Source organism: Blastococcus sp. SYSU D00695 (genome assembly GCF_054050555.1).
In genome coordinates this window covers 1-13,210 of the sequence record NZ_JBJGZP010000011.1, presented here as the reverse complement: position 1 = coordinate 13,210, position 13,210 = coordinate 1, and the positions used below count along the sequence as shown (strand labels likewise).

The following is a 13,210-nucleotide window of genomic DNA, read 5'->3' as shown; positions in this document are numbered from 1 at the left end:
GGGCGTACGACGACGGCCCGGCCCCCCTCGGGGGGGCCGGGCCGTCGCGCGTCCGGGAAGGGGGCGGTCGACGTCCCCCGGACGGACCGGTGGCCCGGCCCCGCGAGGGGACCGGGCCACCGGCTCGTGGTGCGGTGCGGACTAGTCGTTCTGCAGGTAGGAGAGCAGGCGCAGGATCTCCAGGTACAGCCAGACGACGGTGACCAGCAGGCCGAAGGCGATGTACCAGGCGAACTTCGCCGGGGCGCCGCGGCGGATGGCCTCGTCGGCCATGTCGAAGTCGAGCAGCAGCGTGAACGCCGCGACACCGATGACGACCAGGCTGAACAGGATGGCGACGGGGCCGCCGCTGCGCAGGCCCAGCCCGCCGTCCACGAAGAAGCCGGCGACCAGGTTCACCAGCACCAGCGCGAGGACACCGAACATGGCGCCCACGACCCAGCGGGTCAGCTTCGGGGTGACCCGGATGGCACCGGTCTTGTAGACCACGAGCATGCCGGCGAAGACACCGAAGGTGCCGATCACCGCCTGCATCACGATGCCCGGGTAGAGGTTGTTGAACGCCTCGCTGATCGCGCCGAGGGCGACGCCGTAGAGCGCGCCGTAGGCCAGCGTGGCGGCCGGGTTGGCGATCTGCTTGAAGGAGATCACCAGGCCGAGCACGAAGGCGACCAGCACTGCCGGGAGGGCCAGCGCGAGCGCGGACTCCTGCGGCAGCAGCGCCCAGGTGGCGGCGGCCGAGACGACGGTGACGAGGAAGGACAGGCCCGTCTTCTGGACGACGTCGTCCATCGTCATGTAGCGGGTGGTGCTGCGCGTGTACGGCGCCGGGGCGGCGTACGGGTCCTGGGTGGGGGCTCCGTACTGCTGGGGGGCGCCCCAGCTGGCGTACTGCTGGCCCGCCGCGCCGTTGGTGGCGTTGGCGAAGCCCCGACCGAAGGCCGGGTTGGAGCTGGGCATCGTCATCTCCTCGAGGTGACTGGCGGTCGTGGGGTCAACGGTCCTGCACCCCACTCGATCTGTCCAACGTCGCAGAAGTGCATCGCGTTCCTGACCTGGCGGGAGTCCCTCGCCCGGGTGCCCCCGGTGGGGTTCGAACCCACACTCGGACCCTTTTAAGGGGCCTGCCTCTGCCGGTTGGGCTACGGGGGCGCGCAGCAGACGCTAGCCGCCGGGCGCCGTTCCGCGGGCGAGCGCGGTGGCCCGGGTCAGGACGGCGTCCAGCATCGGCTCGGTCAGCCGGCCGGTGAAGGTGTTCTGCTGGCTGACGTGGTAGCTGCCCAGCAGGGTCAGCGGCCCGCTCGGGCCCTCCAGGGTCACCTCCACGCCGTGCCCGAACGCCGGCCGCGGCCGGGGCAGCGCGTACCCGGCGCCGGCGAGCACCGGCCACAGCGCCGTCCACCCGAAACCGCCGAGCACCACGACCACCCGCAGCCGCGGGAGGAGGGCCAGCTCGCGGGCCAGCCACGGCGAGCAGGTGTCGCGCTCCTGCGGGGTGGGGGCGTTGGCCGGCGGCGCGCAGCGCACCGCGGCGGCCACCCGGACGCCGGTGAGCTCCAGGCCGTCGCCGACGTGCGTGGACGTCGGCTGGTTGGCCAGCCCCGCCCGCCAGAGGGCGGCGAAGATCCAGTCCCCGCTGCGGTCGCCGGTGAACACCCGGCCGGTGCGGTTCCCGCCGTGCGCGGCCGGGGCGAGCCCGACGACGGCGATCCGGGCGTCGGCCGGACCGAGGCCGGGCACCGGCCGGCCCCAGTACTCCTCGTCGCGGAAGGAGGCCCGCTTGACGAGGGCGACCTCCTCCCGCCAGGCGACCAGCCGCGGGCAGGCCCGGCAGCCGGAGACGCGCGCGTCCAGGACGGCGAGGTCGCGCACCCCGCGGGCCGACCGGACCACCCCGGCCGCGGTCCGGGTCACGTGGAAGCCTTCGGTGTCCTCAGCCACCGCGGGCGAGCTGCAGGGCGATGCCGTCGAGGATGTCGTGCTCGCTGACCACGACGGAGTCCAGGGCGAAGGCGTCCATGACCACCCGCAGCACCAGCGAACCGGCCCCGATGACGTCGACCCGGCCGGGGTGCATCACCGCGTACCGGGCCCGGCGCTCGCGGGTGGCGGTCAGCAGCCCGGCGGTGACGGCGCGGACGGCGGACACCGGGATCCGCGAGCCGTGGATCGCCGCGGCGTCGTAGGCGGGCAGGTCCAGGGCGAGCGCGGCCACCGTGGTCACCGAGCCGGCGAGCCCGACGAGCGTCGCGGCCTCCCCCACCGGGACGTCGGCCAGCACCTCGGTCAGCGCGGCGCGCACGTCGGCCTCGGCGCGCTGGATCTCGTCGGCGGTCGGCGGGTCGCCGTGCAGGTGCCGCTCGGTCAGCCGCACGCACCCGACGTCCACCGACCGGGCGGCGCGCACCCCGTCGGGGCCGCCGAGCACGAACTCGGTGGAGCCGCCGCCGATGTCGACGACCAGGTACGGCGCCTCGGGGGCGGCCCCGCCGTGCGCGGCCACGGCGGCGTCCAGCGAGGCGGTGGCACCCAGGAAGGACAGGTGCGCCTCCTCGGAGCCGGGGACGACGTCGGGCAGCCGGCCCAGCGTGGCCAGCACCATCTGCTCGAAGTCGGCGCGGTTGGCGGCGTCGCGGCTGGCGCTGGTGGCCACCATGCGCACGGCCGTCGCCCCGAGCTCGCGGGCCTGGGTGGCGTACTCGGCCAGCACCCGGCGGGTGCGCTCGATGGCGGCGTCGGACAGCCGGCCGGTGGCGTCCACGCCCTCTCCGAGCCGGACGACCTCCATGCGGCGCAGCAGGTCGGTGTGCGCTCCCCGCTCGGGCACGTCGGCGACCAGCAGCCGGATGGAGTTGGTGCCGCAGTCGATCGCCGCGACCCGGGTCATGCGTCGTCCCCTCCGGGCAGCGCGCAGGGCCCCTTGGCCCACCACTGCCCCATCTCGGCCACCGCCCGGTCGCCGACCGGGTTGACCCCCGGCCCGGCGGCCAGGCTGTGCCCGGCGAGCGCGTGCAGGCACTTGACCCGGTCGGGCATGCCGCCGGCGGTCGTGCGCGTCTCCAGCACCGGCTCGCCGGGGCGGGCGGCGGCGTCGCGGGTCGCGAGGTAGGCCTCGTGCGCGGCGCGGTAGCCGGCGGCGAGCTCGGTGTCGGTGCCCAGCTCCTCCTGCCACTCGCGCATGCGCCCGGCCGACTCCAGCCGGCTGGCCGCGGCCGACGCCCGCGGGCAGGTCAGGTAGTACAGCGTCGGGAACGGGGTGCCGTCCTCCAGCCGCGGGGAGGTCTCGACGACGTCGGGCTGCCCGCACGGGCAGCGGTGCGCGACCGCGGCCAGCGCGCGCGGCGGGCGGCCCAGCTGCCGCTCCACGACCGCACGGTCCTCCTCGGAGACGGGGCTGGAACGGCCGCGCTGCAGGGGCCCAGGTCGAGCTCGCGAGGTCTGGGGGGCAGCGGGGTCCTTCATCGGTCCCCCAGGTCGTCGGCGGTGGCCAGCGAGCCCATCAGGCCGTCGTACCAGGTGCGCGGGCCACGGTCCGGGGAGTCGGGGACGGTGCCCGCGTCGCCCTGCGCGTCGGCCTCGTCGACGACCCGGACCAGCCGGTCGCCCTGGGCGACGTAGAAGAACCGCTCCCGCGCCTCGCGGGCCAGCACGACCGGGTCGCTCAGCTCGGCCAGCCGCGCCTCCTGCTCGGCAATCTGCTCGTCCAGGGCCGCGGCCTGGGCGTCCAGCCGGGCGATCTCCGCCCGGCCGGCCAGGTACTGCTGCACCGGGCCGGCCAGGGTGAGGGCGAGCAGCAGCACCAGGCCGACCAGCAGCACGGCCCGGCCGGTGAACAGCTGGCTGCGCGCGCGGCCCGGTGCCGCCGCCGTCCGGGGGGCCCGGCGGACCGGACGGCGCCGCTCCGGGCGGCTGCCGGCGCCCGACACCCGCCCGGTGGGCAGGGGCCGGGACGCCGCGTGCGCCAGGGGCCGGCCGGTACTCCGTCGCCGGGGCCCGCGCCGGTCCCCCGAACCCGCCACGTCAGCCGCGCGCGGCCAGCTTCGGGAAGGCCGACGCGCCGGCGTAGCGGGCGGCGTCGTCGAGCTCCTCCTCGATGCGCAGCAGCTGGTTGTACTTGGCGACGCGCTCGCTGCGGGCGGGGGCGCCGGTCTTGATCTGCCCGCAGTCGGTGGCGACGGCGAGGTCGGCGATCGTCGTGTCCTCGGTCTCGCCGGAGCGGTGGCTCATCATGCTGCGGTAGCCGTTGCGGTGCGCCAGGTCCACCGCGTCGAGGGTCTCGGTGAGGGTGCCGATCTGGTTCACCTTCACCAGCAGCGCGTTGGCCGCCTTGCGCTCGATGCCGTCGGCGAGGCGGGCGGGGTTGGTGACGAACAGGTCGTCGCCGACCAGCTGCACGCGGTCGCCGAGGGCGGCGGTGAGGGCGATCCAGCCGTCCCAGTCCTCCTCCGACAGCGGGTCCTCGATCGACACGATCGGGTAGGCGTCGACCAGCTCGCGGTAGTAGTCGGTGAGGTACTCCGCCGTGCGGGTCTGGCCCTCGAAGTCGTAGCCGCCGTCGGTGTGGAACTCGGTCGCGGCGACGTCGAGCGCGAACGCGATGTCGGTGCCGACGGTGTAGCCGGCCTTCTCGACGGCCTCGGCGATGAGGTCGAGCGCGTCGCGGTTGCTGGGCAGGTCGGGGGCGAAGCCGCCCTCGTCGCCGAGGCCGGTGGACAGGCCGCGGCCCTTCAGCACCGACTTGAGCGCGTGGTAGGTCTCGGTGCCCACGGCCAGCGCCTCGACGAAGGTCGCCGCGCCGATCGGGGCGATCATGAACTCCTGCACGTCGACGTTGCTGTCGGCGTGGGCGCCACCGTTGAGGATGTTCATCATCGGGACGGGCAGCAGGTGCGCCGAGGGCCCGCCGACGTAGCGGAAGAGCGGCAGGCCGGCCGAGTCGGCGGCGGCGCGGGCCACGGCCAGGCTGACGCCGAGGATCGCGTTCGCGCCCAGGCGGGACTTGTCGGGGGTGCCGTCGAGGTCGAGCAGGCGCTGGTCGACCAGCCGCTGCTCGCTGGCCTCGTAGCCGACGAGCTCCGGACCGATCACGTCGAGGACGCCGTCGACGGCCTGGGTCACGCCCTTGCCGCCGTAGCGCTCACCGCCGTCGCGCAGCTCCACCGCCTCGAAGGCGCCGGTGGAGGCGCCGCTGGGCACCGCCGCCCGGGCGATCGTCCCGTCGTCGAGGGCGACCTCGACCTCCACGGTGGGGTTTCCGCGCGAGTCGAGGATCTCCCGCGCGCCGACGGCGTCGATGCTGGCCACGGGGGCAGCCTAACGAGCCCCCGGCGCGCCCTTCGCGCCCCTCGCCGCGGGCGGCCGGCTCAGCCCTGCGCGCGGGCCCCGGCGGCGGCGTCCAGCTCCCCGGCGTAGCGGCGCACCGCCTCGCGCAGCGCGTCCTCCACGTCCCACCCGCGGGCGGTCGCGGCGGCCACCACCGCCAGCAGCCGCTCCCCCAGCTCCTCCGGGCTCCGGGCGGCCAGCTCGGCGGCGTCCGGCGTCGGCAGGCCCGCCCGCCCCGCCCGGCGCACCAGCGCGGCGCCCCACGCGGCGGCCGGCTGGGACCGGGAGACGCCCTCGGTCGGGGACCGGCGCTGCTTCTCCGCCTTCTTGATCTCCTCCCAGCCGGCCTCGACCTGCGCGACGTCGCGCGGGCCGGCGTCGGCGAACACGTGCGGGTGCCGGCGGACCAGCTTCTCCACCAGCTCCGCGGCGACGTCGTCCACGTCGAACCGGCGCCCGGCGGCGGCCTCGGCGGCCACCCGGGCGTGGAAGACGACCTGCAGCAGCACGTCGCCGAGCTCCTCGCGCATCGCGACCGGGTCGTCGTCGACGATCGCGTCGTAGGCCTCGTGCGCCTCCTCGAGCAGGTAGCCGCGCAGCGAGGAGTGGGTCTGCTCGGCGTCCCACGGGCAGCCGCCGGGCGAGCGCAGCCGGTCCATCACCGCGACGACGTCGAGCAGCCGGGCGCCGGCGGGCTCCGGCGCGCCGGCCACGACGGGCACCTCCCCCACCGGCTCCCCCGCCGGGACCAGGCAGACGACCTCGCCGGGCAGCGCCGCGGCGGCGGCCAGGTCGGCGACGTCGGTCACCGCCAGGCCCTCGGCGCGCAGCGCGGCCGCGGTGGCCGCGGCGCCGGGGACGGCGGCCAGCGACGGCGCGGTGGTGACGGCGCGCCAGCCGGCGGGACCGAGCAGTCCGGGCAGGCGGGGGCTGGTGACGACGGCGAGGGCGACGGGCACGGCGGTCAGTCTCCGGCAGTCCCGGCCGCGTCGCTGCCGGCCGGGACGCCGCCCGCCGCCGGCCCGGTGTCCGCGGGCTCCTCGAGCAGCTGCACCACGCCGCCCTCCGGGGCCACCACGCCGCCCTGGTCGTAGGTGCCGTAGCGCGGGTTCACGGTGATGTCGAGGTCGCCGACGAGCTCCTGCACCAGCGGGGCCGCCGACTGCTGCAGCTGGGTCCGCAGCTGGCGCAGCAGCTGCGGGCGGACGGTCTCCAGCGGCGGCACGAACAGGACGACGACGCCGCCGAACCCCTCGACCGGCTGCACGGTGACCGAGCCGGCCGGGGCGGTGGCCAGCGCTGCGGCGAGCTCCGGCGGGAGCTGACCCGGGCCGATGTCCTGCACGTCGGACAGCGTCGTCGGGCCGGGGTACTGCGCGGCGAGGTCGGCGTAGGCGCCGGGGTCGGCCCGCAGCGCCTCGGCCACCGCGTCGGCGGAGGCCTGGTCGGGGGCGGTGACCACGCCCAGCGGGCGGGCCTCGCCCGAGGCGCGCAGCCGGTCGTAGGCGTCCCCGAGGGCGGCCTCGTCGACCGCGCCGGAGGTCTCGGCGGCCACGGCCACCTCCTCCAGCACCAGCTGCACCCGCAGGTTCGCGAGCAGGTCCGCCCGCCCGACGCCCTGCTCGGCCAGCGCGGCCAGCGCCTCGTCCTCGTCCCGGCCGCCCAGCAGCTCCGCCAGCCGCGCGCGGACCTCGCCGTCGTCGACCGCGACGTCGTAGCGCTGCGCGGCGACGTCGAGCACCTCCCGGTTGATCAGCTCGCCGAGCACCTGGCGGGTGTAGCCGACCGTGTCGTCCCCGACCGCCGCCGCGAGCGCCGGGTCCGCCAGCCGCTCCTGCACGGCGGCGTCCAGCTCGTCCACGGTGACCGTGTCCTCACCGACGTAGGCGGCCACGGCCGGGCTGTTCCGGCAGCCGGTCAGGGCGAGCCCGGCGATCAGCCCGAGGGCGAGGACGGCGGCCGGTCGACGCGTGCGCACGACCCGCACACTCCCACACCGGGCTGTGACCGCCGTCGCAGGCGAGCGCCCCCGGCCTCACGCGGCGGGCGCCCCCGGCCTCACGCGGCGGGCGCCCCCTGCCTCACGCGGCGGGCGCCCCCTGCCTCACGCGGCGACCGGCTGCCCCAGCACCGCCTGCAGGGTGGCGTGCAGGTTCTCCAGCAGCGCGACGTCGCGCAGCGGCGTCCGCCGGTCGGGGCCCACCGGCACCTTGAGCGAGATGGTCGAGGCGGCCGCCTTGTACGTGGCGCCCTCGGCCAGCCGCGCCAGCCGCATCTGCTTGGACTCGGGCAGGTCGACCGGGCCGATCCGGATGACCCGCCCGGTCAGCGACACCTCGGTGATGCCCAGCGCCCGCATCGCCACCCGGAAGCGGGCGACGGCCAGCAGGTTGAGCACGGGCGCGGGCGCGGCGCCGTAGCGGTCGGTGAGCTCGTCAAGCACGGCCTGCGCCTGGTCGTCGTCCTGCACGGAGGCGACCTTGCGGTAGGCCTCCATCCGCAGCCGCTCGCCCGGCACGTAGTCGTGCGGCAGGTGCGCGTCGACCGGCAGGTCGACCCGGACCTCGGCGGGCTCCACCGGCGGCGACTCGCCGGTCACCTGCGCCCGGTAGTCCGCGACCGCCTCGCCGACCAGCCGCACGTAGAGGTCGAAACCCACCCCGGCGATGTGCCCGGACTGCTCGCCGCCGAGCAGGTTGCCCGAGCCGCGGATCTCCAGGTCCTTCATCGCCACCGCCATGCCGGCGCCGAGGTCGGTGTTGTTGGCGATCGTGGTGAGCCGGTCGACCGAGGTCTCGGTCAGCGGCCGGGTCGGGTCGTAGGTGAAGTAGGCGTACGCGCGCTCCCGGCCGCGGCCGACCCGCCCGCGGATCTGGTGCAGCTGGGAGAGGCCGAAGGTGTCGGCGCGGTCGACGATCAGGGTGTTGGCGTTGGGGATGTCCAGGCCGGACTCGACGATCGTCGTCGCCACCAGGACGTCGTACTCCTTCTCCCAGAAGCCGACCATGATCCGCTCGAGCTCGTGCTCCTTCATCTGCCCGTGGCCGACGGCGACGCGGGCCTCGGGCACCAGGTGGCGGATCTTGGCCGCGGCCTTGTCGATCGACTGCACCCGGTTGTGGATCACGAACACCTGGCCGTCGCGCAGCAGCTCGCGGCGGACCGCGGCGGCCATCTGCTTGTCCTCCCACGCGCCGACGTAGGTCAGCACCGGGTGCCGCTCCTCGGGCGGGGTGAGGATCGTCGACATCTCGCGGATGCCGGTCAGGCTCATCTCCAGGGTCCGCGGGATCGGGGTGGCCGACATCGACAGGACGTCGACCGCCGTCCGCATGGTCTTCAGGTACTCCTTGTGCTCGACGCCGAAGCGCTGCTCCTCGTCGACGATCACCAGCCCGAGGTCCTTGAACCGGGTGGTCGGCTGCAGCAGCCGGTGGGTGCCGACCAGGACGTCGACCTCGCCGGCGGCCAGCTGGCGCAGCGTCTCGGAGCTCTCGGCCTCGGACTGGAACCGGGACAGCACCCGCACGGTCACCGGGAACTGGGCGAACCGCTCGGAGAAGGTCTTGAAGTGCTGGTTGGCCAGCAGCGTGGTCGGCACGAGGACGGCGACCTGCTTGCCGTCCTGCACCGCCTTGAACGCCGCGCGGACGGCGATCTCGGTCTTCCCGTAGCCGACGTCGCCGCAGATGATCCGGTCCATCGGGACCGGGTTCTGCATGTCGGTCTTGACCTCGTCGATCGCGGCCAGCTGGTCGGGCGTCTCCTGGAACGGGAACGCGTCCTCCAGCTCGCGCTGCCAGACGGTGTCCGGGCCGAACGCGTGGCCCTGCGTGGCCATCCGCGCCGAGTACAGCCGGATCAGCTCGGCGGCGATCTGCTTGACCGCCTTGCGGGCCTGGCCCTTGGTCTTCTGCCAGTCGGCGCCGCCGAGCTTGGACAGCGCCGGGGCCTCGCCGCCGACGTAGCGGGTCAGCTGGTCCAGGGAGTCGGTCGGCACGAACAGCCGGTCCGGCGGCTGGTTCCGCTTGCCCGGGGCGTACTCGACGATCAGGTAGTCGCGCTGCCCGCCGTTGACGGTGCGGCTGATCATCTCGATGTACCGGCCGATGCCGTGGTGCTCGTGGACGACCAGGTCGCCGGGCTGCAGCTGCACCAGGTCGACGGCGTTGCGGCGGCGGGCGGGCATCTTCACCGCGTCGCGCATGGTGGTGCCGCGGGAGCCGGTGAGGTCGTGCTCGGTGAGCAGGGCCAGGCCCACGCCGGGGAAGGCGAAGCCGGTCTCCAGGTTGCCCTGGGTGACGGTGGTCAGCCGCTGGTCGGGCGCGGCCTCGATGCCGGGCACCAGCGTGGCCCCGAGCTCGGCCTCGCCGAACTGGTCGGCGGCGCGCTGCGCGGGCCCCGGGCCGGCGAAGGTGACGACGACCCGCCAGCCCTCCCGGTGCCAGCCGCGCATGGTCTCGATCGCCTTCGGCACGTCACCGGCGAACCGGTCGACCGTGGTGGCGTCGAGGGTGACCTGGGTGTCGTCGTCCTCGGCCTGGATCGTGAACGCGCCGGTGGTCCACCAGGGCAGGCCGCGGCCGCGGGCGGCGGCCTCGACGTCGGCCAGGTCGCGGAAGGACGACGCCCCGAGGTCCAGCGGCGCCTCGCCCGACTCGGCCGCGGTGGCCCAGGAGGCGGCGAGGAACTCCTCGGCGGTGCGCACCAGGTCCGCGGCGCGGCTGCGCACCCGCTCGGGGTCGCAGACGAGCACGTGGGTGCCCCGCGGCACCAGGTCGGTGAGCAGCTGCATCGGCTGCTGGCCCAGCAGCGCCGGGGTGAGGGACTCCATGCCCTCGACGGCGATGCCCTCGGCCAGCTTCCCCAGCATCTCGCCCAGGCCGGGGTGCTCCGCGGCGAGCTCCGCGGCGCGGGCGCGGACGGCGTCGGTGAGCAGCAGCTCCCGGCACGGCGGCGCCCACAGCCGCTCGGGGCGGTCGTCGAGGGAGCGCTGGTCGGCTGCGGAGAAGTAGCGCAGCTCGTCGACCTCGTCGCCCCAGAACTCGACGCGGACCGGATGCGGCTCGGTGGGCGGGAAGACGTCGAGCAGGCCGCCGCGGACGGCGAACTCACCGCGCTTCTCGACCAGCTCGACGCGGGTGTAGGCGGCGTCGGCCAGCGCGCGGGCGACGTCGTCGAGCTCGGCCTCCTGGCCGGGGCGCAGCTCGACCGGGGCCAGCTCGCCCAGCCCGGGCGCCAGCGGCTGCAGGACGCTGCGCACCGGGGCGACCAGCACGTCGACCGGCGGCCGGTCGCCGGGGTGGGCGAGGTCGCGGAGCACGGCGAGGCGGCGGCCGACGGTGTCGGCGCGGGGGCTCAGCCGCTCGTGCGGCAGCGTCTCCCAGGCGGGGAACACCTCCACCCGGGCGCCGGGGACGAAGCAGCGCAGCAGGTCGGCGGTCGCGTCGGCGTCCCGCTCCCCCGCCGTGACGACGAGGACCGGCACCCCGGCGGCGCCGCCGGCGTCGCGCGGGCCCGCGGCCAGCGCGGCGGCGACGAGCGGCTGGACCGGCGGCGGTGCGGTCACCGCGAGCTCGGCCCGGCCGGCCGCCGCAACGACGCGGGCCATGCCGGGATCGGTCAGGACGACGTCGAGCACGCCGCGCAGGGACACGTGGATCGGACTCCCGGAGATCGACCGGCCCCGAACGGTGCCGCGAGTGCGGCGGGGCCGGCTCCCGAGATTAGCCGCGCGCACCGACGGCCGCCGCCGTCGTCCCCGGGGACCCGGGTGCGCGCGGTCAGGCGCGGACGGCGGTGCGCGGGGCCGGGACCGTTGCCTCCAGGGTGGCGAGCGCCTTCCGCAGCGCCGTGCTGGAGGTGTGCATCGTGTAGGGGAAGTAGCGCACCTCGACGCCGACGGCGGCGAAGTCGCGCTCGAGCTTCACGCCCTTGGGGCTCCCCCGCCAGTCGTCGCCCTTGAAGATGACGTCGAAACGGACCTCGCGCCAGGTGTCGATCTTGTCCGGCACGACCTCGGCGTGGACGTCGTCGACGAAGCGCAGCGCCCGGACGATCTCCATGCGCTCGGCCAGCGGGACGACCGGGAGGCGCCCCTTGGTCTGCAGCAGCACCTCGTCGGAGACCACACCCGCGATCAGGTGGTCGCAGTGCCCGGCGGCGTGCCGGAGCACGTTCAGGTGCCCGATGTGGAACAGGTCGTACGCACCCGGCGCGTAGCCGACGACGGTCATGGGATCCCCCGATCCTCCCGTGGCGCCGCGGTCCCCGGACGGGACCACGCGCCTGATGACGCTGCGTCACGTAGGAGCGGCATCCATGGCGCTCGACTCCGTGAACATCCAGGAAAGTAGCCGGATCCGGTCACTCATGGTGACGCCCCCGGGCATCTTCACCCCTTCGGGCGGCTCGGAGCGGCACGGTCACCTCGGCGGACCGGCGGGGCGCCCCCCGGAGGGGTGAGGGCGCTGATCGGTCCGGGTCCGGCGCGCTGACCTGCGGGTTACCGTCGCCGCTCCGACAGGGGGACGGAGCTCGCGGCCGCACACCGCGGTGGTGCTCACCCCGGGGACGCGCGGGCAGGGAGCACACGACATGGAACTGCGGGACTACCTCGCCGCGCTGCGGCGGCACTGGGCCGTCTGGGTCGGCGCGACGGTCGTCGGCGCGCTCGGCGGGCTGCTGGTCTTCTCGCTGACCCCGAAGACCTACGAGGCGAGCTCGACCGTCTTCGTCTCGGTGTCGCCGTCGATCCCCAACAGCGCCTCCTTCGTGCAGCAGCGGGTCACGAGCTATCCGGCGCTCGTCCGCAGCGAGGCGGTGCTCGCCCCGGTCCTGGAGGACCTGGACCTCGACGAGTCGCTGACCGACCTGCGGGCGCGGGTCTCGGCGACCAACCCGCCGGACACCACGCAGCTGCACGTCACCGTGAGCGGCCCGGACCCGGCCGAGGCGGCCGAGATCGCCAACGCCGTCGCCGACCGGTTCGCCGACACCGTCGAGACCCTGGAGACCCCGTCGTCGGGCGACGAGCCGGTGCACCTCACCGTCGCCGACCCGGCCGTGGCGCCCGACTCGCCGTCGTCCCCGGTGCTGCTGTTCGTGCTGTCGCTCGGCGTGCTCGCCGGTCTGTTCCTCGGTCTGGCCGCCGCCGTGGTGCGCAGCCGCACGGACACCACGCTCGCCACCGAGGACGGCCTGCGGCTCGCGTGGGGCGAGGACGGCGGCGCGACCGAGGTGCTCGTGCAGCCCTCCGGCCGGGCCCGGCACGGCGCCCTGACCGGCCAGGTGGCCGGCACGCTGGCCCGCCGCATCGAGCTGCGGGCCGCGCAGGGGTCGGCGCGGGTCGTGGTCGTGGCGCCCACGCCGGGCGAGGAGGACACCGTCCGCCGGTTCGCCGAGTCGGTGACCGGCGTGCTGCGCAGCCGCGGCCTGGACGCCTCGGTCGGTTCCCCGGGGACCGGGGAGCCGACCGAGGCCGAGGGGATCCGGCTGGACGTCGGCGACCCGCTGGTCCCCCTGCGGGCCTGGAAGGACGTGGCGGAGCGCCACGACGAGGTCGTCCTGGTCGTTCCCAGCGGTCGGGTGGATGGCCGGGAGCTCCGCGAGATGCGCACGATCCTGCACTCGGCGGGGATCACCCCGCTCGCGATCGCCCTGCTGCCCCGCCCGCGCCGGGGCGGCCGGACCGACGCCGCGGTCGGGGGCGCGGAGACCGCCGTCCCGTCCCCGCCGGCCGAGGCCGCGGCGGCTGACGGAGCTGCTGTCGCGCCGGAGCGGACCGCGGGACAGGCCGCGCTGAGCGGCTCGAGGCGCGACTGAGCACGCCGACTGCACCACCACGACGGCGGAGGGGCCGGTCGGGACGTCGTCCCGACCGGCCCCT

General features: G+C 75.7%; 11 protein-coding genes and 1 tRNA gene. 1 reads left to right on the top strand and 11 read right to left on the bottom strand.

Annotated elements, in window-relative coordinates; translation table 11 throughout:
- Window positions 1–141 precede the first annotated feature (141 nt).
- The 11 genes from ACI781_RS09285 to ACI781_RS09235 all read right to left on the bottom strand — a co-directional run bounded on the left by ACI781_RS09285 (window position 142) and on the right by ACI781_RS09235 (window position 11,558).
- A complete protein-coding gene (locus ACI781_RS09285) occupies window positions 142–960 on the bottom strand; it encodes a Bax inhibitor-1/YccA family protein (protein ID WP_456565804.1) in 819 nt (272 codons plus the stop codon).
- 118 nt (window positions 961–1,078) lie between these two features.
- Window positions 1,079–1,152: transfer RNA gene (locus tag ACI781_RS09280), tRNA-Leu, on the bottom strand.
- 12 nt (window positions 1,153–1,164) lie between these two features.
- Window positions 1,165–1,914, bottom strand: coding sequence for a uracil-DNA glycosylase (locus ACI781_RS09275; RefSeq protein WP_456565803.1), 750 nt, complete (start codon window positions 1,912–1,914; stop codon window positions 1,165–1,167).
- Between the two features lie 19 nt (window positions 1,915–1,933).
- Window positions 1,934–2,887, bottom strand: coding sequence for a Ppx/GppA phosphatase family protein (locus ACI781_RS09270; RefSeq protein WP_456565802.1), 954 nt, complete (start codon window positions 2,885–2,887; stop codon window positions 1,934–1,936).
- Window positions 2,884–3,366, bottom strand: a complete 483-nt coding sequence (locus tag ACI781_RS09265) for a DUF501 domain-containing protein (RefSeq protein ID WP_456565801.1) — start codon at window positions 3,364–3,366, stop codon at window positions 2,884–2,886. Before ACI781_RS09265 ends, ACI781_RS09270 begins: the two co-directional genes overlap by 4 nt.
- A gap of 92 nt (window positions 3,367–3,458) precedes the next feature.
- A complete protein-coding gene (locus tag ACI781_RS09260; protein WP_456565800.1) occupies window positions 3,459–3,926 on the bottom strand; it encodes a septum formation initiator family protein in 468 nt (155 codons plus the stop codon).
- 94 nt (window positions 3,927–4,020) lie between these two features.
- Window positions 4,021–5,304 carry a phosphopyruvate hydratase gene (gene eno / locus ACI781_RS09255; RefSeq protein ID WP_456565799.1) on the bottom strand — a complete coding sequence of 428 codons (1,284 nt, stop codon included), beginning with the start codon at window positions 5,302–5,304 and terminating at the stop codon, window positions 4,021–4,023.
- 59 nt (window positions 5,305–5,363) lie between these two features.
- Complete coding sequence (locus ACI781_RS09250) at window positions 5,364–6,281, bottom strand: MazG family protein (RefSeq protein ID WP_456565798.1); 918 nt, start codon at window positions 6,279–6,281, stop codon at window positions 5,364–5,366.
- Window positions 6,282–6,286: 5 nt separating this feature from the next.
- A complete protein-coding gene (locus ACI781_RS09245; RefSeq protein WP_456565797.1) occupies window positions 6,287–7,300 on the bottom strand; it encodes a SurA N-terminal domain-containing protein in 1,014 nt (337 codons plus the stop codon).
- A gap of 126 nt (window positions 7,301–7,426) precedes the next feature.
- The gene (mfd, locus tag ACI781_RS09240; protein ID WP_456565796.1) at window positions 7,427–10,978 is read right to left on the bottom strand and encodes a transcription-repair coupling factor; all 3,552 of its coding nucleotides are present in this window, start codon (window positions 10,976–10,978) and stop codon (window positions 7,427–7,429) included.
- Between the two features lie 127 nt (window positions 10,979–11,105).
- Window positions 11,106–11,558 carry an adenylyltransferase/cytidyltransferase family protein gene (locus ACI781_RS09235; RefSeq protein ID WP_456565795.1) on the bottom strand — a complete coding sequence of 151 codons (453 nt, stop codon included), beginning with the start codon at window positions 11,556–11,558 and terminating at the stop codon, window positions 11,106–11,108.
- A gap of 361 nt (window positions 11,559–11,919) precedes the next feature.
- On the opposite strand from ACI781_RS09235, the gene ACI781_RS09230 reads away from it, so the two are divergent.
- Complete coding sequence (locus ACI781_RS09230) at window positions 11,920–13,146, top strand: YveK family protein (protein ID WP_456565794.1); 1,227 nt, start codon at window positions 11,920–11,922, stop codon at window positions 13,144–13,146.
- Window positions 13,147–13,210 lie beyond the last annotated feature (64 nt).